Source organism: Streptomyces sp. NPDC001339, from assembly GCF_042895955.1.
Taxonomy (GTDB): Bacteria; Actinomycetota; Actinomycetes; order Streptomycetales; family Streptomycetaceae; genus Streptomyces.
In genome coordinates this window covers 757819-777212 of sequence record NZ_JBIAWT010000002.1, presented here as the reverse complement: position 1 = coordinate 777212, position 19394 = coordinate 757819, and the positions used below count along the sequence as shown (strand labels likewise).

Genomic DNA, 19394 nt, shown 5'->3' with positions numbered 1-19394 from the left:
CCATCGCAGGGAGGAACGCATCCGCGCTCACATTCTGCTCTGCTGGCTCGCCCTGCTCCCGGCCCGCACCGCCGAGAGCCAGACCGGGCAGACTGGCCGACACTGCGCCACGAACTCGACCGCATCAAGCTCGGCGCCTTCACCGACCCTGCCGACACCTTCCAACAGCGCACCGAGATCGCGAAACCCCAATGCGACCTGTTCCACGCCCTCCAGCTCGACCACCGCAGCGGATCTACCAGCTCACCCCCGCGATCGACTGACCAGCACGAACCACTGGCCCTAGACACACGCCGTCCCACCAGCCGACGGCGCAATTCCGCACGTCACCCCCAACGCCACGGACTATCCCGCTACATCATCTGCGGAACCCGGGTCAACGGGGGAGCAGCCGCGCTTTACCCTTGCCCGGGGACTTGGCGCACTGTTCCAGCTCACCGCCCGGCCTCTGAGAGGCTGTTGACGGAGATCCGGCATGACTCGTCGCCCTGGCGGGCGCGGTGCGGAGCATCATGTGTAGGGCGTAGGTGACGCTAGAGGGTCCTGACATGCGGGCCGGAGGCTCCTTGTCGCTCTCGAACGTGACCATCTGGTGCGGGCCCACATCGCGCAGGGACAGCCGGTCCTGCGTGCCCCGTCCGGAGGTGCTCGTGCCGGACAGTGGTCCGTGGTGCACTTCTCGGTGCAAGAGATGATGCGTCTGGTTCAAGGCAGATGCGCTCGTGGCAGTTGCGGCGCCGATGGCCCCGATAGGAAAGGCCGTATCAAGTACCTCTTGAACAGCTGCCCCGGCCACAGCATCAACTGCGCTGTTGATGCCCTGCTCAATGTAGTCGGCCGCCTGCGGGCCGATAGCGCGCTGATACACAGCGGCGGCCTGGCTGTCCTTCGGCAGCAGGTCACGCCGGATGACGCAGGTGATGCCGCTCTTGGCGATCCCCTCCTTCTTGAGCTTGTACTTCTCGTGGTCCGCGGGCCAAGCCGTCCAGTACCGCCGAAACTCCCACGGGTGCTCGTACTTCGCCAGCTCGCGCAAGATCTCCGTCAGATCGCCCACGGCGCTCTTGAGGTAGATCTCCTGCGTGTCGTTCTCCTTTTCCCTGTACGACCGCTGGGAGTAGACCCGCAGTTCATCGGCCACCGTGCGCTCGGAGAACCCCACATGCTTCAGAGTGCGTTGCAGGTCCTGTGGGAAGGCACGGCGGCCCCGCGTCGAACTCCTCCCCCAGGATTCCCACACCAGGGCGGCGACGCGCCGAGAGTGCTCAATGCTGAAGGGTAGGCCGCAGCCCCCCGCCTGCTGGCAGGGGTGCACGCCTCGGGCCATGTGCTCGGAGATCGCCTGCGTGGTTCTCCTGATCTTCTCCACCTGCACGCTGACCTCCTGCAGGTCGAGGAACCCGTTGTGGATCTGGTACACGTGCGCGAGCTGATGCCCCAGGAGTACGGCGGGGTGGATCGGGTATGGACCTTCGGCGAAGAAGCGCCGGTACGGCACGGAGACGACCGACCACGTCCCGGATCCGTCGCGGGCACACTGCGCGTCGCCAGGCGCCGTCCACCAGTCCCAGCTATGCCGCCCGGCTGCGATGAGCACCTTGAAGCCGCTAGCCGACTTGTCATCCTCACTCAGCAGTTGCTGCCTGCCGCAGTCCTCCGGTGTCAGCTCCGCCTGCCAGTCGGCTAGTGCTCCTCCTTTCTCGCCAGCGCTCCCCACGAGATGAGCGGGCAGAGGCGAGGTCTGTCCCAGCTCCTGCAGCAGCCCCGTTGCCGACGGGCTGCCTTCTTTCAGCGCAGCGAATAGTTCCTGGATGTATTGCTGAAAGTCGTGTGCGGGGACGGGGGAGCCGGGTGCGGCGTCGTCGAGCCGCTCACGGTCCGCCTCGAGCACGGGTGTGCAGCCCATGGTTCGCTGCTCGTAGGTGCCGGCTGCCTGCGCCAGGGTGGCCGCGTCCTGGTCGAGGACGATCCCCACGCCGGGGAAGTCTGGTACTCCGACGACCGTGGCTACTGGGCCCTGTGCCTGTGCCCCCTTCCAGCGCACAGCGATCCGTGCGGCTTGGGCCGGGATCGGTTGGGCGGGCGCCTGCTGCTCGGTGGCCGGCCAGTCAGTCGGATCGACCAGATCCGGCCTTGCGTTTTCCTCTGCCAAAAACTGCTTGACCCGCTCGTCGATGACTTCCTGCACATGCGTTGCGTGTCGCATGGCGGGATCGACAGCGTTGATCAGATTGGGGTTGGTGGCTACGACATACGGCTTGGCGATGTCGTTCACGATCGTCGCTCCCGCGATGGCTCCGCCAGCCGTCCCCAGACCGGGGAACACCGCGGTTCCGACGATAGCGCCAGAGAGAGCACCCACGACCGGTGCAGCGACTTTGATCACCGTGTTGAGAAGTTTCATGCCGGCCAGCTTGCGACTTCCTTTGGGGAGTCGGTCTTCCCAGTGTTTGATGTCCCGTCCGGGAGCGGCGATGTCCTCGTCCGCGAGGCAGAACAGTTCATAGCCGCTCGGCTTGAAGAACAGCCACTTCTCCGCCGGGTTTGGCTTGGAAACCTTGGTGGTCACCATCTTGTCCGGATCGCCGAGCCCGAGTTTGGCTTTCCCCTTGCGTAGGAGGCGGACAGCCCTGTTGCCGGACTCGTCAATATTGGTCTCCGAGGTCCGCGCCTGGAACTGCAGCGCCCTGCGCAGCACCTCCGGAGACTTCCACAGCGTGACCTCATAGGAGTACTGGGTGTATTCGTGGGCGGGCCCCTGGTAGAAGATCTTGAGCGGCTTGGCCACGGTGCGTTCGGAGACCCGCTGCACGCTCTCACGGGCGCCAGCCGTGCGTTCGGCTTCGGCAGCGGCCGCCGTGCCGTGCACGGCGGCCGCATACTGGTGAGCTAGGGCCGCCGACGCGGCAGTACGCTCCAAGACGAGCGGTTCTTCTTCGCTACGGGACTGCTTTGCACCAAGGGTCAGGTGCCGCAACTGCTGACGTTTCCCACGCGCCTCAACTTCCGACACGGTCATGTCGTGTCGGCTGAAGTGGTGCGGCTCCCAAGTCTGGATCACCCCTTTAGCGATCCTCGGGTCGAACCGTCCCTGGTGCATCTGGCTTCCGTGGGTAAGCTGATGCGTCAGGGCGATCGCCGGATGGATCGTGAACTGCCCCTCGGTGAAGGTCCTTCGGAACGGCACCGCGACAATCGCCCACGTGCCGGAGCCGTCCTGGCACCGCTGTCGGCTACCGGGCGCCGTCCACCAGTCCCATCCGTGCAGCCCGAGCGCGATCACGATGCGGATGCCCGAGTCCGTCCCCTGGTCACTGTCACGCAACACTTGGTCGTCGCCTAGCTCCTCGGCCCACCCTCCTTCCTCGTACCGCACTGGAAGGGGGGCACTTGCGAAGCTGTGCACCAGCGCGCTGCCCTCCGCACTGACTCCAATCTCCTCCAACAACTGCTCGACATATCCGACGAATTCCTCCCGAGGCACCCAACGCAGGTTCGCCGCATCCATCTTGCGGACCTCGGCAGGCGGTGCGACAGTGCAGCCCTGCGTGCGCAGGCCGTAGACGCCCGCTTGCTGCGCCAGGGTATGGGCATCCAGACCTAGGGCGACCCCCACCCCCCGGCGCACCTCTATCAAGGTGACCTCGCTACGCGTATCGCCCCTCCCGGGCGCTACGACTGTCAGAGCCTTCTCTCGTGGCTTCGGATTCATTTCCATCACCCCTTTGCGAGCAGGGCTTGGTCTGTGCGGTCAGCGGCAATGTCGTGGACTTGGTCGTTGTGGACCTGGCTGAGGCACTGCGGCGGCGGCCGTGGTGCCGACCGCGTCGGCGGCCCGGTCGTACAGGACCTCATGTGGGTGAGCCGCGACCATCCCGCAACGGGGTTCGACGCCTATCTGCCCGATTGACGTCACGTCAGCGGGACTCGCCCGGACACAAGACGCACCCACCACTGATGGTGAGTTATTACTGGAGTACTAGGCGAACAGGGCAGAGGCGGTGCCGCTCGCGCGCACAGAGCCCCCCGTTGGAAGTGCTTTGCCAGCCCCTGCCAGTAACACTGGCTCGCCCTGGACGAACAGTTTCTTCGACTCGGCGAGCTGAGCGACTTTGGTACACGGCGTGTACGAGTCGGCACAACCCACGATCGACATGGACACCAGGTTGGCCGCAGTGAGCGCGGGCTCGCCCTTGATGAACAGCACGGTCTGTGCGGGGGGCGGTGGCAGCACTCGGCCCGGCGGGTGCAGGCAGGTGATCGAGGCTGAGGTGGTCAGCACTGTGGTGGGCATGACGCCTCCTTCGGGTGGGTCAGCGAGGTTCAGCGACGGGGCTGGCCAGCAGACTGCTCCGGCGCGACAACCCTGCGGTTCCATCAGCTCAAGCGCGCTGTCCGACGGCATGGTTGCCTCTCTACGGTGTTGCGGGAGCAAGGCGGCCCAAGCGGCGGTACTCCTCGACCATCCCGGCAACCAGGTCAGCGGTGCGCACCGGCCGGTCCTCAGCAGCGGCCCGGTATGCGGCTGCCACCGCCGCGTTGCGGATGTTTCCACCAGGCAGGTCATACCAACGCGCCATCAGCTCCAGGTCGAGGTCATCGCTTCGGGGGATTTTCGGACCAAGGCAGCGGTCCCACAGCGCAAGCCGTTGCGTCTCGTCCGGTGCCGGGAAGTGCAGTGCAAGGTCGAGCCGACGCAGGAACCCCTTGTCGATGTTCCCCGGCAAGTTCGTGGTCAGCACTCCGATCCCGTCGAAGGACTCCAGCATTGCGAGCAGATAAGCGGTCTGGGTGTTGGCGTGCCGGTCGTGCGCGTTGGAGATTCCGGATCGCTTGCCGAACAACGCGTCCGCCTCGTCGAATACGAGAACTCCAGGCGTATCGGCGGTGGCCGCGAAGATCCGTTCCAGGTTCTTCTCGGTCTCACCGACGTACTTGTCCACGGTCTGTGCCAAGTTCACCATGCACAGGTCCAGGCCGAGTTCACCTGCCACAGCTTCGGCCGCCAGTGTCTTGCCGGTACCGGACTCTCCGGAGAACATCACGACGACACTGCGGCCGCGGGCACCGCCGCTGCGCATCCCCCAGTCGCCGAGCACCCGGTTCCGGTACCGGACCCGGTGCACCATGCTCCGCAGTCCTGCCTCGACATGCTCCGACAGCACCAAGTCGGCCCAACCCACGGCCGGTTCGATCCTGCGGACCTGTCGTGGCAGCGAGGCTCCGCCGACCAGCCGGATGGCGGTGCGCAAGTGCCGGCCGGACACGGCGGCGCTCTCGGCCCTGGCCTGCCTGGTCGCCGCGGCCACGATCCGGGGCAGCTCGCCCCGGTCGATCCGGTGTGTTGCCGTGAGGTACTCAAGGTCCTCGGTGGGCACAGCCTGGCCATCCAATGCGGATTGGAACGCAGTGACGAGTTCGGCGGGGGTACCGCAGGGCACGGTGAGCAGCACTGGCGGGCGGCGGCTCCACCGATCCTCCCAGGCGCCGGTCCCGTAGAGAATCGTCGGCACGTCCAGGTCGGTGAGCGTACGCAGTCGGCGGGCCTGATCGTCTCTGGTGTCGGGGTCGACGGAGCCCGCGCCGAGCGGCCCCAGCACCAAGTGTCCGCCGCACAGCCTGACTTCCAGCGCCACCGCCGCGCCGAACCGGGCGAACTCCTCCTCCGGAACGTCCGCGAACGTCGCGCGAACCGCCGGGCGCCCCGCCAATAGCTCGCTCACTCGATCGGCGGCGGCGACCGGGCTGCGACCCTGCACGTAACACAGCCGGTCCTCGTCCTCAGCGTTCGGCCTCAGCTCACCGTGGACGACCGCGGCGTACCGTCGCAACAGCGGATCCGGCCGGTCGTCGCCGAGCAGGTGGCTGATCACCCGGTCAGCCACCCGGACCCGCCGGCGAAGCAGCGGCGCCCGGGCGTCGTCGACCGCCACCAACCCGGTGCGCACTAAGCGACCGTCGGGACCGAGTCGGCTCCTGGCCTCCGGCGACCAGGGCGGCGCACCGGACAGGGCCAGTACCATGCCGACGCTGGCTGCAGCCTGTCCGTCACACCGCCCGATTTCGTCGTAATAGGTCTCCACCATGGGGTCGAGTTCCGGCGCCAACAGAATCAGCAACGCGTCGAGGTCCGCGGGTGTCAACGCGAAGGTGCTCACCAGTCGGCGCAGCCGGGGCTCCGCTCCAGCGGCTGCGGCCTCGTTGGCGAACTCCTCCAGTTCCGCCAGCGCCGCCTGCTCGTCCCACAGGCTGGACTCAACGCTGTCCTTGCGGTGCTGGGCGGCGTTGGCCAGGCGGCGCAGCCGCTCGACCACCAGCCCTACTCGGCCCAGCAGGTATCGAAGACCCGGATCGGCGCCGGTCACGGCAGTCCCCCGGCGTCCACGGTGAACTCTCGGTCCCGCACCGCCCAGATCTTCTCGGCGTCCGGTATCACCGGTACGGTGATCGCCAACTCCAGGCCGGGACGCGGCGGAGTGCGCAATGCATTCCACATCTCCGCCAGTGACCGGCCGTCCGCCGGCGGCCGTCCGAACACCGCGGTGGCGTAGCACCCCTGCTCCGGAAACCGGAGCAGCTCGGGGAGCCGGTCGACGAATGCCGGCAGCACAACCAACAGCGCGGAGAGCACACGATGCTGGTCCTCGGCCTTCTTCGCACGCGCGGTCAACAGGTACGAGAGCGTGTACCAGCGCGGCGCATGGCGCATCGTGCCGGAGTCCTCGGAGTCCTTATCGAAGGATCCACCACCGGCCCGCCTGGGTCGGTCCTCCTGGATGTCGTAGAGGAACGCGTTGACCAGGGTGGGAGCGTTGCCGTACACCTCGCCGACCAGTTGCTCGTACTCCTCCGCAGGTACCTCGAAGCTGACTTTGAGGTGGGTTCCGCCAGACGCCGTTCGCTGCTCCAGGAAATCCTTCAGTACCTGGTCCACCATGCCGACCAGGCTGGTGGCCGGCTGCGTGGTCGACGGTTCCGTGCTCATCAGGCACCCCCATCATCGATGGATACGGTGACCGTTACCGAGTCGACTACGGCGAGCTCGCCGTTCTGGGGTGCTGGGCCATCCACCGTGCAGGTGCTATTCAGGCCGCCGCACGCCTTCCTAAGGGTCTGTTTGACGTCCTCGGCAGTGACGGGCGTGCCCACCGGCCAGCCGGTGCCGTGGTCACCACCGACCAGTGGGTGGTACCGGTGCAACAGTGCCGCGGTGACCCCTTGCCGCAGGCCGAACCGTTCCGATCCTGTCGGCACGGTGACCGCCACACTGATACTCGCGCTCACGAACGCCATGGGCTGGATCGGTGTCCTGTCGGCCGCAATCGGCTCCAGCCACCGACGGACATCCGCCGCCAGTCCGGCCGCAGCACCGGTCAGGGCAGCGGCCGAGACCGCCGACGCAGCGTCGTAGCCGACCGTCGGCACGATCAGTACGTTGTGACCGAGCAGCTCGGCCCTCCCCACGCCAGGCATGCACAACGCCGCGTCCCTGCAGTCCGCCAGGCTGACCACCCTGCCGGAGCCAACCCGCCAGAGGGACCGCCGAGCGACCGGAGGGTTGCCGCCGGCGACCTGCGCGGCCAAGGTCAGCGTGCACGTGTCGTTGCCGGGCCTGAGGGTTCCCGGCGAACCGGCCGGCACATGGGCGGCAGCGCCGTCGGACATCACATAGCGGCCGACCCGGATTCGTGCCCCAGCCGGCGGGATGGCGCCGAACTGCCGGCGTACGCCGTCTACATCGGCCAGCAACGGGCCGAACACCACCTCGCCGGCCTGGTAGTCGAGTCGGAAATGCCGGTCGTCGGGACCGGAGTCGGCGAATGACTCGACCCGGCTCCAGGTCTGACCGACGCCCCATCGGTCAATGGTCTCCAGAGGAGGCTCGTCGTGCTCCTGGGCGGGCAAGGGCCGGTGCAACAGCCGGAACCGCTGCCCCGGCATGCCGGTCGAGACGCCGACGTCCTCGGGGCCCTTGTGGACTCCGCGCACTGTACTGACGGTTCCTGAGGGCAGGTTCCAGATGTGCACACCCGCGACCGCCGTCAGTTTGGCGGTCGGCGCCACAAGGCAGTAGCGACCGGGCGCCGGTGACTTCTCCGGGAGCGGCGCCGCCGGCGCCGGGAGCCGGAGCCACAGACGGCCCGGCTGGTCCACTGTCAGCTGTTCTGCGGCTGCCGGCATCCAGCCCTTGGTTGTCCACACCTTGGCTTGGCCGGTCCACGGCGACGAGTGCGGAGGGCCGCTCGGCCAGTCCGTCACGACCATGATGGTGCCGCCGTCCGGTTCGGTTATGAACGGAAACAGTAGCCCGCACTCGGGGAGCTCGTGCATGACCTGCTCCGCCCAGTCCGGCCGCTTCGGGGTGAAGTACGTGATCGGCTTTGGTGCTGGCAACAGGTCAGGCGCGGGCTGCAGGTTCGCGTCGACCAGCCTGGTCACGGTCAGCTCGCATGTGCCCTCGGTGGTGGGCAGGCAGATGGCGTACTTTCCCCCGCCGAGAACGCCATGCGGTAGCCGTGCCGCGCGGATGTTGTTCCGGGTCTGGAAGGTGAGCCGCCCTGACTGGTGCAGCGCCGCGGTGGTGTCCCCGGTCTCCAACTGCCACCACCCCACATCGTCCTGGTAGCCGGAGGTATACGGAGCCCCCCAGATGTACGCGGTCTGGTTTGCCGTCCAGCGAACGGTGCTGGCCGGACGGATCATCACGTCAGCCACGACGTTGACCAAGACGTCGGCCACATCCGGACTCCCCGGCGCGTTCGGGTCGGCATGCCCTTGCGGGTCGCCGTCGAAGGTAAGCAGCAGGCCGTGCTCCCCGAGTACCGCTACACCGACCCGGTCGTCCGCAGACAGCCAGTCCCACTGCGGCTGCGGTGGGTATATCCGATACGGCGTCGGGCTCCCGGCCCTGAGCTCCGAGCCGGCGAACCGGTGCGGCACGGTGAAGATCACGGATTCCGCGCCGGGTAACTCGACCACGACCTCTGTATCGGCCGGGATCTCCACCTGGTTGTGAGAAACCGGCTCGACCAGGAATTCGGCCCGGGCCAGCGCAGACGGCACATCGGCGATGTCGCCGATCACCCGGTCCAGCACCTGTCCCGGCACCCGGTTGACGTTGCGCCGGAGCTTGAGCGCCATGTCGGCCCAGACCTCGATCAGCTCGGTACCGGCATCGCCAGCTCGGCCTGTCCATTCCGGGAGCTTTGCCTGTACAGCCTCCCGGCCGTCGGCAGCGATGGCCCCCTGGTCGGCGTTGACGATCTCGCTCATGAGGTGTCTCCCTCGACCTCAACCGGCACCCCGGCGGGAACGTGCTGCGCCACCACCCATGTGGCCACCTCGCTGTCAGCGGCAGGGTCCGTGCGGCGGAGGCTCACCAACAGCGTTCCGCTCCTGTCCATCCAGCTCACGTACTCCCAGCCGTAGGCCGACAGATCGGTAGCCAGCCCTGCCGCGGTCCCCCGGCGCCGGTTGACCGTGCCTGCCACAGCCAGCGCTGCCCGCAGCTGCCCCTCCGGCACGTTGTACGGCGGAATACGGGCACCCGCGCCCAGCCAGTCCAGCATCGACCTCGGCGCGGTTGCGGGATTGAGGCAATACTCAAGATCGTCCAGCACCGCCACGGCCGGGCGCACCATCGCACGCAGGCCCGCGGCGAACGCCTGGACTACCCGGTCGTCGGCCAGGACTTCGGGTAAATTCACTGGCGGACAGCTCACGTTGGCTCACCTTCTGCATGGGGGACCTGATAGAAGGGCACGACCAGGTTGCGTGGACTGTTACTGGTGATCAGCCGGTAGCGGATCAGAATGTCCAGGCGACCGCGCAGCGGATCCGGGATCGCGGTCACGTCGTCCAACGCCACTCGCGGCTCCCACCGCTCCACCGCCTTGCGCACCTCGTAGGCGGCAGCACCTGCTGCCCGCGCGTCCAGGGGGCGGAATGCCAGCTCTCGCAGCGAACAGCCGTAGTCCGGGCGCATCCAGCGCTCCTGCAGGCTGGTACGCACCAGCAGCCGCAGGCACTTGTCCACGTTGTCCGCTCCGGACACGAGCACTACACGCCCGTGGATGATCCGGACCGGGTGGCTCCAGCCGGTGCCGAGATGATCCATCACATCGCACCGTCCTCGACTGTCACGGTGGTGCCGAGCAGCGAGACCTCCTGGAGCCGCCGCTGAACGGCATCGCGCACGCTGGCCTCCTGGCAGCGCACAGTCACCCTGGCCTCCCTGGTCGGCGCGCTGCCGGTGATTACGACGGAAGCGTCCTGCACGCCTGGGACCGCTCGAGCGTGCCGGACGTAGTCGGCCGCGGTGACCGCGCGGTCCCGAACACCCCAGGCGCCGAGATGTATTTCGGCAAGCACGTCGGCCAGCGCCGGCTGCGGTACGACGGGCGCCGGGCCGACCGGCATCGCGGCGACCGGTGCCTCCTGAGTGACCTGGACGTCCTGGTACGGTGCCGCCAGCGAGGTGAACGCGCAGGCCGGGACCGTGGCACCGTCATCGGGAAACACGGCGAAAACCGGCGTGTGCTCGGGCGGCGGCTCGCCGAACTCGCCTGCGTCCTCCCGGATTCCGGGATTGAACTGGATCTCGTGAGTGAGCGGGTCATAGACACACCACTCCGTTCCCGGCATGACGGGGAACGAGTCCAGAACCGAGTACGGCGTCTCGCCCACCTGCACCCGTAGCGGCCGCTCCGGGCAGCCGAAGCGCTGCCCGCACCGCCCGTCTCCGGTGCCGAGCAGACGTCGGCGTGCCTCGATCACCGCACGTACTGACACAGCTGCGGCCGGAAACCAGGCACCATCACCGCATTCCCGCCTGCTTACGGTGAAGTCAGGCGCCCCTGGATGAGGAAGCAGGAAGAACCAGAACTCGCCAGGACTCCACTGCAGCGGCGTGTTCACAGGCACCTTGGTCACCAACAACTTCGTTCGCGCCTCGTCCTGCTGCATGTCGACTGCGGCGAGTTGCAGTCCGTCAAACCAGCTGAGATGCCACCCGTGGGGGAGGCTACCCCTCATCGGGATCTCGACCCTGCCGACAGGGTCCGTGAGATGGACCCGCAGCGCCACCATGTGATTCTCGTGAGATACCGGTGCCGGCCCGACAACCCGTCGACAACCACTGAGATCATCCGCAACTATCCGCTTCGCTCTGCCCTCGGCACCGGTGACATCGAGCTTGCCTGCTGGGTCCTTCACCGACGACACGACGAACACGTCGCGGACCGGGAATTCGGCACTGAACAGAAAATCGGCTTCCTGATCAGTCCGCGCGATGTACCCGTCACCACAAACGGGCACTCCCTTCGGGACCTTCCTCCCAGGGTCGTCAACCATCCGCAGGGTGACGGTGCGTGGCTCGCAGCCCTTTGCCGGTACCGGAGGTGCCAAGTCCAGGCCGTACAGCCGGAGGAGGGCCCATTGCACTCGCTCAGGCAGCGCGTCCAGGCGGTAGGACAGTGCATCGACAACCTGCGCGCCGGCCTCCAGCAGCACAATGCCTGGATCGGACACGTTGTGGTCGGTCCATTGTGGACAGTGATGCCGCAGATACCGCCGGGCATCGTCAACGAGATCCTGGAACCGCAGATGATCCAGTGCCATTGTTCCCTCTCCAGAGGACGCCGACGGGTCTAGGTGACGTCGACACGGGTGGCCTTCAGGCCGATCGAACCAGCGGAGACGCTGATCTTGCTGGCCCCAGCGGCCAGCTCGACGGACTCGCCGGACAGCTTGACCGTTCCCGTGCCCTTCAGCTCGAGCGTCTTCGCATCAAGGACGAGACCGCCTGTGGTCTTAAGGTGGACCAGGCCGGAGCCGGAGATAGTGATCGCCCCTTTGCCCCGGTCCAGCTGCACGCTGAGATTGCCGTCGCCGGTGGTGAGCAGGACGCCGGCGCCTTCGCCGCTGTCCACCAGCTCGATACGGTCGCCGGACCGGTCGGCCAGAAAACGGCGGATCACGGTGCCGCCTTCGGTAACCACAGTCTTGGTCGTGCTCGGCTTGTCCTGGCCGTTGTAGAGGCCACCGAGAAGATAGGGCCGGTCCAGTCGGCCGTGCTCGAAGCCGACCAGTACCTCGTCGCCTACTCCGGGGCAGAACGCACCGCCGCCTCCCTTGCCGCCCCATTCGACAGCACGGATCCAGTCGGTCACGTAAGTGTCCGACAGCCACGGGAACCTGACTCGGACCCAGCCACGGCCCTGTGCGCCGGGCGGCGTCCGTACCTGGCTCACGGTGCCGATGGCCAGCCCGTTCATCCGTGTAGTGCGGTGCAGATCGCGCGCCCACGCCTGGCCAGCCACCGACAGCGTCACCCTGGTGCGGTACCCCTGCCCCGGATCGAACAAGTGGCGGCACGAGGTGACCGTGTAGCGCCCGGTGAAAGGCTCGCCGACCCCGGACAGCGCGACCGCGGTACCGGCGTGCAGCTTCGGCGATCCGTACGCGACCGCGACCAGGTCGGCTCGGCTCATCGCCACCGTGGCGGCCGCGGAGGCAGCGGCGTCGACGGCCTCCGCGTGCGACCGGTACGGCCGGTCGTCGATGACCAGCGGCGGCTCGCCGGAAGTCGCCGCCGAGCCGGACCACGGCGGCCTGTCCGGTGCCCACTGTGCGCTGTTCGTGGTCTTCGCGGACGCGACAATCGGCTTCTTGGTAGTCATGTCCCAGCTCCGTACCTCCACCGAGGCCGGCTGCTCGGCGGCGTCGACTGCAGCGCGGAGCGAGAGCAGATTCCTGCCGTACTCAAGTACCTGCTCGCTTTGCCCGCTCGGGGTGGAGGATGCCGGAGCCTCGGTGGCCTTGGGCAATGCCCTCAGGCTCAGCCTGTTGCCCTGCACCGTGACCGCTCCCCCGTGGTCTCGGGCCAGCATGAGCAGGAAGTCCCAGTCGCTGACGCCCGGCTGACACAGGTACTCGTACCGGTGCGTGGGGTCGACCCGGCCGGGCTTGAGGCCGGCGCGCCGGGCCAGCTTCGCCACCACTTCACGCACCGTGGTCTTCGGGTATGTGATGGCCCGTCGTCCCCGCAGCAGTCGGTGGCCGCGGTCCATGCCCCGCAGCACGGTGTACACGCCGGCCGGGTCGCTCTCAGTCTCCAGCCCGATCACCTCGCCGTCGAACAGCAGCGTGCGCTTACGGTCGGTGGACGTCACCACCGCCACCTGGAGCGGCGTGCCGAGCGTGATCCGGGTGTCCGTGAGCATCCGGTGCTGGGGATCGGCGAACCGCAGGACGGCCTCGGCCGGCTGGTTGATCGTGTGGTCGACGAAGCCGTCCACGAACGCCGTACTCCATTGGGCCGGTAACGGGCCGGTGGTAGAGATGACCGGCTCGGCGGCCAGCGGCCGCCCTCCCGCTACCCGGCCCATGACGGCACATCCCAGATGTCGGCCGGCAGCTCCAGCACGGTGCCCGGTACCAGCCTCAGCGGGTCCTTGATCCCGTTGATCCGGGCCACGGCTCGCCAGAGGCTGGGATCCCCGTACATGCAGTAGGCCAGCAAAGGTAGGTTCTCCCCCTCCACCAACTGGTGGCCTTGGTGTGCGACGAGCGAACCCGAGGTGGGGTTCTGCCCTGGCACCTCGCCACCGACCTCCTCCACGGTCACCATGCACTCGGCGCGCAGCGGTGTGCCGTCCTTGCCGAACCGGGTCAGCCGAGCCTGTACCGACAGCACCCGGGCGTTGAACCGGGTGGTCTGGTCCTTGCCCCATTCCAGCCGTACCCACGGCGGTTGGCCGGCGTGCTTGGCTGCGCTCGCCCGAGTGGGCGCGCAGCAGGACAGCAGCGTGTCAACTTGCTGCTGCACCGTGCTCTCCTGACCAGCACCGGCGTCGAAGAACAGCCGCAGGCTCATCGACTTTGGCTGGGCGCCGGTGAACGAGCCGCGGGCCGCAGCCGTCGAGCCGGCCGCTGGCTGGTAGGCCCAGGTGGCCGCCTTGGTGATGGTCAACTCGGTCGGATTGAAGGTGGGCATGACCTTCGTCCGCTCCCGGCTCGGCGTGTACGCCGTGCCGGATGGTGGATCGAAGATGCGGAGGGTAGCTCGGACCAGATCGGCCATGGTGTTTCCGTCACCTTCCCGTCATCGGACGTCGATGATGCCGTGGTGGCAAAGCTCCAGCCGCTCTACCGTGACGCGCACGTCGTCCACCGTGAAGGACGGGCCGTACCAGCGAACCGGCATCACATCGGCCAGCCTCCAGCGGATCAGCGGCTCTCCGTCCGGGTGCAACGCCTCGATCTCCGCACCTGCCCGGATCACCTTCTCCACCTGCGGACGCAGCCATCGCCACACCTTGGCCGTATCCCTAGTAACGGGCCGGGTGAGCACGATGTTCGGGTATCTCAACCGGGTTGGCAGCCACCACACCCGGTCGTTCATCCCGCCCTCCCGGTACTCCTCGATTTCGATCTCACAGCCCAGGCCGTCGCAACTGGAGAAAGTGCCCAGATTCTGACGGCCGACCGTCACGCGGAACCGGGGAGTGAGCAGAACTTCCTCGTCCGCCAAGGGATCCACCTCCTCGGGCTCAAAGCTGTCTCAGTCGGCCGAAAACACGTCCGTCCAACGGGCGGAGCCTCACCCGTCGCTGCACGGCCACTTCCCGCCGAACCAACTCGCCGAGCATCGGCGCCACCTCTCGGGCGACCTCCTCAGCGGACGGCGTCGACATGGCGACGACCGAGGAGGCAACGCGCGAGGGGACGGGAGACCCGTCGGACAACACCGGACCGGTCACCGGAGTGCCCGGCTGGCATTCCGGTCCGGCCACCTTCCCCGGCGGCCCAACCGACGCCACCGGTAACTCACGCCACCGGCCCCCGTGCCCCAAGTACGGCGGAACCGAAGCTGGCTCACTCCCCGAAACGCCCGGTGCGCTTCGCCCCCGACGCAACGGAACGGCCACCGGCATGCCCATCTCGCGTTCCGGTCCAGCTGTTCGAGCCGCCGGCCCTCCGCCCCGGCCCACATGAGCCTCTGGCGCTGCCATGCCCGACCACAAGTACGCATGCCCGCAGTGCGCATCGCGGTCAGCACCCGGGAGCTCGTGGGCGGTGGACCGGAAGACTCGGTCAATCGCTCGCCGTGTCCTTCCCAGGCAACTTGACGGCTCCGCCACGTCCGACGCAGCCGGAGCCGACGTGACACCCAGATATCCTGGCACATACCAACCCTGGTGCACCGAGGCCGTCGGGGGCGCTGAAGGGGGAGCGCCGTCCCGCACCGCCCCCCGGCCGCGGCCCACTTCCATCGTCCTCGCGGCCGACGACCGGTCCGATTCGACCGCTCGCCCAGCCTGCCCCCTCGCACCCGACAGCTCTCCTCTCACCGTCTCCACCAGGTCCGGCGTGCTCGGAGCCAGACCGGCACCCAACTCACCCGGCATAGCGACGTCCTCGGAATGACCAGGCACCACCCAGGGCATGTTCCCGAAGGCCGGCTCGGCCACCGCTCGCACGTGCGACGCCGACACCGCCGCCCCCGGGTCCACGGAGCCGGACCTCACGACGAAGTTCCGGGCCACCACAGGCAGCGCCTCCGCCCGCCCGACTCCGAGGGTGACGCCGACCGGTGTCGGCCAGTGGACCCGGTCGGTCCGCAGCACCTGCACCGCCAGCGGGCGTCCGGTGCTGACCGGCAGGCGGGTCAGTACCGCAACCCCTTGCGCAAGGCCGACCATCAACCGCCCCCGTCGTTGATGCGGGTGTTCAACCGGGCCACTTCGTGCACGTACCGCAGGCGCTCCCGGTGGTCGAGGTCGAGGAGAGCGTCGGGTGACCAGTGCAGGTAGTACCCCAGGTAGGTCAGCTCCTCGTACAGTCGGTCCACCGGGTGGGTCATGATTCCCCCAGGCGACCACCGCCCACCGGCACTTCCACCCGTGCGCCGCATGAGCCGCAGGTGGTCACGCAGACCGGTGCGGCCGTGCCATTCAGCTCGTGGTAGAGGTGCTGCAGATGGGCCAGATCCGCAGCGAACAGCCGCTCGATGTCCTCTGCTTCAAGGTCCTGAAGGTCGCCCAGACTGGTCACCACCAGGCTGAGCAGCACGATCCCGAGGTACGCAGGGTCGTCCCGGACTCGCAAGTCCCGCAAGGAGCGCAGCTCGTCTCGTGCAGTGGCCAGACGCATCCGGCCCTTGCGGTGCAAAGTGCCGTCCTCGGTCAGGTACCCGCGGGGTAGTTCGAAATCAACTTCCGTCTGCATTTGGTCACTTACTCCGGTCCACGACCATCTGGTCGTACCGAATAGTGATTGACTCGACAGCCGGCGTCCCGGCGCTGGTCGCGCTCAACGGCGACATGCTCCACTGCACCGGGAGTGCGTTCGCCAGGTGGAACTTGTGCGCCTCCTTGCGCTGCGGCGTAAGCATCGTGATCGTCACGGTCTGCCGGACATCCTTGAAGTCCATGGCATCCTCGAGCCACATGAGCAGGTCCTTGCTCACGTCCATCACGCGGGACAGCATGATCTCGCCACTGAGCTCCTTGCCGGCCGGCTGGTTGTACTCGACGATCTGACCGCGCATGTTGAGCTGTCGGATGGTTACCACCTGTTGCCGCAACGCAAGCCCGCTGACCTCCTGCACGGTGGCCACCCGCACCTTGTTCAGGTGCACCGCGAAATGGTCGAGCAGCAGCCCCTGGGGAGACTTCACGTTCATTGCCATGTACCTCCTGTTTTCGCTACGCGTTCGGGTGCGCGAGCAGCGTGACCGGTCCCGCGGTCTGGGTGATCCGGAAGAGGATGAACTCGGCCGGCCGAACCGGAGCCACCGCGATGTCCACCACGACCTTGCCCGCCGCAATCGAGTCGGCGGGATTGTTGGACGCATCGCAGAGCACCCTGTACGCATCCGACGCAACATCACCGCGCAGCGCACCGGACAACCACTGGTCGTGCAGAAAACTGCCGACCTGCCCCCGCAACGCCCCCCACAAATGCTGATCAATCGGCTGGAACACCGCCCACCGGGTACTGGCCTTGATGGACGCCTCCAGAAAGCTCATCAACCGACGCACGTTCACGTACCTCCGGTTGAGGTCCTTATCGAGCGTGCGCGCACCCCACACCATCGGCCCCAAGCCTGGGAAGCTGCGCAAGCAGTTCACCTTGCTCTCGGTCCTGAGCATCAGGTCGTGCTGCTGTGCTTCACTCAGCGAGGCCGTAAACGAATCCACAGCGACCAACGGCATATTCGCCGGCGCGTAGAAGACTCCGTTGCTACGGTCCGATGTCGACCAGGCACCCGCCACATGCCCGCACGGCGGTACGGGCACGGTTGGCACCCGCCCGGTGCCAGGGTCCGGCACCCCGCCAGGTGTCGGCATGTTGATCCACGGGAAGTACACGGCGGCGTACTCGGCAGACGTCACGTTCGGCGCCGTAGCCGTCTTTGCCGTGACGTCGGAAGGCAGCTGCAGGATCACCATCCGGTTGCCCATCTGGGCGCAGTGATCGGCAAGTTTGGACGCGACCACCGGGTCATGACCATCGTCCGGCGCGGCCACGATCGTCACGTCAGCGTGCTCGGTGAGCGCATCGATCGCGCCTTCGTAACTGGTGTCACTCTGGCCTGTCAGGACGGTGAGGCACCGGCCTCCGCCATTGGCGAAGAACGCGTACACCGAGTGGAACAAGGTCGTGCTGGTCTTCAGCTGGTCCACGCCGATGTTCGCGCGCAGCTCCTCAATGGCGTCCTCGGACAGGGGAGGAGGGTTGTCGGTGTCAGCGAAGTGCTGCTGAATGTTCTGGGCAACGTCGGCATGGCCGCCCTGCTCAAGCTTGGTGGCGACGGCGTGCGCCACGGCCGCTGGTACCCGGGTAGCCAGCCAGCGGTGGAAGTCCGTAAAGCTGTCCGACCACCAGGCGATCGCCTTACCGGCCTCCGCTTCGTTGCTCTTGCCCACGAACGCGGTGACTGCCGTGGGTACTGCGGTGACTTCGTACAAGTGCGGGACGGTTTCCCAGATGTACGACCCGGGCACCACCATGTTCGGCATGGGCCTACTGGCCATGGAAACTCCTCAGACTCGCGCCGACTGGGTGAACGAGAACGTGACGAACTCGGCGGGTGTCAGCGGCGCAACCTTCACAGCGCAGCTGATCTTGGTTCCCGTGCTCGTGCAGTTGACCCGGAATGCGTCGTCTGCGGTATCGCCGGCGAGCGCTCCGGCCAGCCATTGTTCGGTCAGGAATCGCCGCACCTGCGCCCCCAGCCCGTCCCGGGTTGCATCATCGTTGGGCCGGTCGATCACCCAGCCGGTGCTCTCCCTCAGCACGATCTTCAGGTGACTGACCAACCTGCGAACGTTGAGGTGGCGGAAGTAGCGGTCGGTGGAAAGCGTCCGCGCGCCCCATACCAGCGTCTGCCTGTCCGGGAACCACCGCAGGCAGTTGACGTGTGGGCCGAGCCGGCGCTGCGCGGCGTCGGAGGCAACGTCCGGCTCCAGTGCCTGCACCGCGTTCACGGGTACATTCGCCGGTGCCACATGTACCCCGCGTCCACCGTCTGTACGGGCCATCACGCCAGCAACATGCCCGCAGGGCGGCACAGTCACCGGCGGTTGCTCGGGGCCGTCCAGGCTCGGCATCACGATGCTCGGTGCATAGACCGCTGCATACTGACAGTGCGACCCGAGCACGGTGTCGTCCACCGGATAATCTAGCAACGCGATCCATTCCTGGCCGGTGCAGTGCGCGGCCAACCACTTCTGCGCCTCCGCCCGGCCCGCCCCCTCCTGCAGATCCGGAGCGGCGATAATGGTGACACCCGCGTTCCCGTCCTTGAGCAGGGGAAGCGACTGTGCGTACGCCTCCGGCGAGTGCTCCGGTACGGGCACCAGCCAACACGGGCCGCCACCGTTGGCGAAGTAACCGGCCAGCACGTGCCGGACCACCGAGGCGTATCCGCCCAAGCCAGCAACTCCTGTGATGCCGTGTGGCGTTGTCTTGTGCTCGTGCAGGCACACGAACGCCGGCACTGCCGTTGGCACCGGCGTCACCGAGTAGGTGCTGGCCGTCCACTCCCGGATCCGGATCCCTGGCACATCCCACTCGCCGGCTAACCCTGCTTGGCTCATTTCTATCTCCCGTCGCGGTGGGGGTGCGGGCGTGGACAACGCCGACAGGGCCACGCCTTGTGCAGGTGCCGACATCACGTGCCGGTGAACCCGTGGTCCGCTCCCCTGCCCCCACCACGCCCCGGTGACGTGATCGATGGCCTCGGAGAGCCATAGAGTGGCAGGGCAGGTGTGAGGGACAGGCCCTGCGGCCGAGCGACGCGGCGCTCCTCGGCCACAGAAGTAGTCGTAGAGCCGCAGCACCAAGACGACTTCGCTGCCCAGTTGCCGCAGACAGAAAATGCAGAG

At 67.3% G+C, this 19394-nt stretch carries 18 protein-coding genes; 1 reads left to right on the top strand and 17 read right to left on the bottom strand.

The genetic code is table 11. The features are described from left to right. Positions 1-27: 27 nt before the first annotated feature. Together ACFY12_RS08505 and ACFY12_RS08500 are read right to left on the bottom strand one after the other, a co-directional pair. Entirely contained in the window at positions 28-225 is a 198-nt protein-coding gene (locus tag ACFY12_RS08505) for a hypothetical protein (RefSeq protein ID WP_390714966.1), read from the bottom strand. 151 nt (positions 226-376) lie between these two features. Continuing rightward, positions 377-3616 carry a hypothetical protein gene (locus tag ACFY12_RS08500; protein WP_390714965.1) on the bottom strand — a complete coding sequence of 1080 codons (3240 nt, stop codon included), beginning with the start codon at positions 3614-3616 and terminating at the stop codon, positions 377-379. A 144-nt stretch (positions 3617-3760) separates the two neighbouring features. Here ACFY12_RS08500 and ACFY12_RS08495 point away from each other — a divergent pair, with 144 nt between their 5' ends. Further along, entirely contained in the window at positions 3761-3910 is a 150-nt protein-coding gene (locus tag ACFY12_RS08495) for a hypothetical protein (protein WP_390714964.1), read from the top strand. Between the two features lie 69 nt (positions 3911-3979). On the opposite strand, the gene ACFY12_RS08490 is transcribed toward ACFY12_RS08495, so the two are convergent. The 15 genes from ACFY12_RS08490 to ACFY12_RS08420 form a co-directional block, all read right to left on the bottom strand. Beyond that, the gene (locus tag ACFY12_RS08490) at positions 3980-4294 is read right to left on the bottom strand and encodes a hypothetical protein (RefSeq protein ID WP_390714963.1); all 315 of its coding nucleotides are present in this window, start codon (positions 4292-4294) and stop codon (positions 3980-3982) included. A gap of 121 nt (positions 4295-4415) precedes the next feature. Then, a complete protein-coding gene (locus tag ACFY12_RS08485) occupies positions 4416-6365 on the bottom strand; it encodes an ATP-binding protein (RefSeq protein ID WP_390714962.1) in 1950 nt (649 codons plus the stop codon). Beyond that, positions 6362-6985, bottom strand: coding sequence for a Pvc16 family protein (locus ACFY12_RS08480; RefSeq protein WP_390714961.1), 624 nt, complete (start codon positions 6983-6985; stop codon positions 6362-6364). The genes ACFY12_RS08485 and ACFY12_RS08480 overlap by 4 nt, the downstream gene beginning before the upstream one ends. Continuing rightward, entirely contained in the window at positions 6985-9273 is a 2289-nt protein-coding gene (locus ACFY12_RS08475) for a hypothetical protein (RefSeq protein WP_390714960.1), read from the bottom strand. The genes ACFY12_RS08480 and ACFY12_RS08475 overlap by 1 nt, the downstream gene beginning before the upstream one ends. Continuing rightward, positions 9270-9722: a phage tail protein gene (locus ACFY12_RS08470; protein ID WP_390714959.1), complete on the bottom strand. Its 453-nt coding sequence runs from the start codon at positions 9720-9722 to the stop codon at positions 9270-9272. Before ACFY12_RS08470 ends, ACFY12_RS08475 begins: the two co-directional genes overlap by 4 nt. After that, entirely contained in the window at positions 9719-10117 is a 399-nt protein-coding gene (locus ACFY12_RS08465; RefSeq protein ID WP_390714958.1) for a GPW/gp25 family protein, read from the bottom strand. Before ACFY12_RS08465 ends, ACFY12_RS08470 begins: the two co-directional genes overlap by 4 nt. Further along, positions 10117-11619, bottom strand: coding sequence for a hypothetical protein (locus ACFY12_RS08460; protein WP_390714957.1), 1503 nt, complete (start codon positions 11617-11619; stop codon positions 10117-10119). Before ACFY12_RS08460 ends, ACFY12_RS08465 begins: the two co-directional genes overlap by 1 nt. A gap of 29 nt (positions 11620-11648) precedes the next feature. Continuing rightward, positions 11649-13388 (bottom strand): VgrG-related protein, encoded by a 1740-nt coding sequence (locus ACFY12_RS08455; RefSeq protein ID WP_390714956.1) that lies wholly within the window; start codon positions 13386-13388, stop codon positions 11649-11651. After that, the gene (locus tag ACFY12_RS08450) at positions 13376-14083 is read right to left on the bottom strand and encodes a peptidase M23 (protein WP_390714955.1); all 708 of its coding nucleotides are present in this window, start codon (positions 14081-14083) and stop codon (positions 13376-13378) included. Before ACFY12_RS08450 ends, ACFY12_RS08455 begins: the two co-directional genes overlap by 13 nt. A 21-nt stretch (positions 14084-14104) precedes the next feature. Continuing rightward, the gene (locus ACFY12_RS08445) at positions 14105-14533 is read right to left on the bottom strand and encodes a phage tail protein (RefSeq protein WP_390714954.1); all 429 of its coding nucleotides are present in this window, start codon (positions 14531-14533) and stop codon (positions 14105-14107) included. Between the two features lie 1170 nt (positions 14534-15703). Further along, positions 15704-15865, bottom strand: coding sequence for a DUF6760 family protein (locus ACFY12_RS08440; RefSeq protein ID WP_390714953.1), 162 nt, complete (start codon positions 15863-15865; stop codon positions 15704-15706). After that, positions 15862-16230, bottom strand: coding sequence for a hypothetical protein (locus ACFY12_RS08435; RefSeq protein ID WP_390714952.1), 369 nt, complete (start codon positions 16228-16230; stop codon positions 15862-15864). Before ACFY12_RS08435 ends, ACFY12_RS08440 begins: the two co-directional genes overlap by 4 nt. Before the next feature lie 4 nt (positions 16231-16234). Then, positions 16235-16693: a phage tail protein gene (locus ACFY12_RS08430; protein WP_390714951.1), complete on the bottom strand. Its 459-nt coding sequence runs from the start codon at positions 16691-16693 to the stop codon at positions 16235-16237. 16 nt (positions 16694-16709) lie between these two features. Continuing rightward, positions 16710-18041, bottom strand: a complete 1332-nt coding sequence (locus tag ACFY12_RS08425; protein WP_390714950.1) for a phage tail sheath family protein — start codon at positions 18039-18041, stop codon at positions 16710-16712. Between the two features lie 9 nt (positions 18042-18050). Then, a complete protein-coding gene (locus ACFY12_RS08420; RefSeq protein ID WP_390714949.1) occupies positions 18051-19106 on the bottom strand; it encodes a phage tail sheath family protein in 1056 nt (351 codons plus the stop codon). Between the last annotated feature and the right edge of the window lie 288 nt (positions 19107-19394).

Excerpts from the sequence above, each read along its gene's own strand:
- ACFY12_RS08495 (WP_390714964.1), top strand. The coding sequence starts at position 3,761 with ATGTCGTGGACTTGGTCGTTGTGGACCTGGCTGAGGCACTGCGGCGGC.
- ACFY12_RS08490 (WP_390714963.1), bottom strand. The coding sequence starts at position 4,294 with ATGCCCACCACAGTGCTGACCACCTCAGCCTCGATCACCTGCCTGCAC.
- ACFY12_RS08480 (WP_390714961.1), bottom strand. The coding sequence starts at position 6,985 with ATGAGCACGGAACCGTCGACCACGCAGCCGGCCACCAGCCTGGTCGGC.
- ACFY12_RS08475 (WP_390714960.1), bottom strand. The coding sequence starts at position 9,273 with ATGAGCGAGATCGTCAACGCCGACCAGGGGGCCATCGCTGCCGACGGC.
- ACFY12_RS08465 (WP_390714958.1), bottom strand. The coding sequence starts at position 10,117 with ATGGATCATCTCGGCACCGGCTGGAGCCACCCGGTCCGGATCATCCAC.
- ACFY12_RS08460 (WP_390714957.1), bottom strand. The coding sequence starts at position 11,619 with ATGGCACTGGATCATCTGCGGTTCCAGGATCTCGTTGACGATGCCCGG.
- ACFY12_RS08455 (WP_390714956.1), bottom strand. The coding sequence starts at position 13,388 with ATGGGCCGGGTAGCGGGAGGGCGGCCGCTGGCCGCCGAGCCGGTCATC.
- ACFY12_RS08450 (WP_390714955.1), bottom strand. The coding sequence starts at position 14,083 with ATGGCCGATCTGGTCCGAGCTACCCTCCGCATCTTCGATCCACCATCC.
- ACFY12_RS08440 (WP_390714953.1), bottom strand. The coding sequence starts at position 15,865 with ATGACCCACCCGGTGGACCGACTGTACGAGGAGCTGACCTACCTGGGG.
- ACFY12_RS08435 (WP_390714952.1), bottom strand. The coding sequence starts at position 16,230 with ATGCAGACGGAAGTTGATTTCGAACTACCCCGCGGGTACCTGACCGAG.
- ACFY12_RS08430 (WP_390714951.1), bottom strand. The coding sequence starts at position 16,693 with ATGGCAATGAACGTGAAGTCTCCCCAGGGGCTGCTGCTCGACCATTTC.
- ACFY12_RS08425 (WP_390714950.1), bottom strand. The coding sequence starts at position 18,041 with ATGGCCAGTAGGCCCATGCCGAACATGGTGGTGCCCGGGTCGTACATC.
- ACFY12_RS08420 (WP_390714949.1), bottom strand. The coding sequence starts at position 19,106 with ATGAGCCAAGCAGGGTTAGCCGGCGAGTGGGATGTGCCAGGGATCCGG.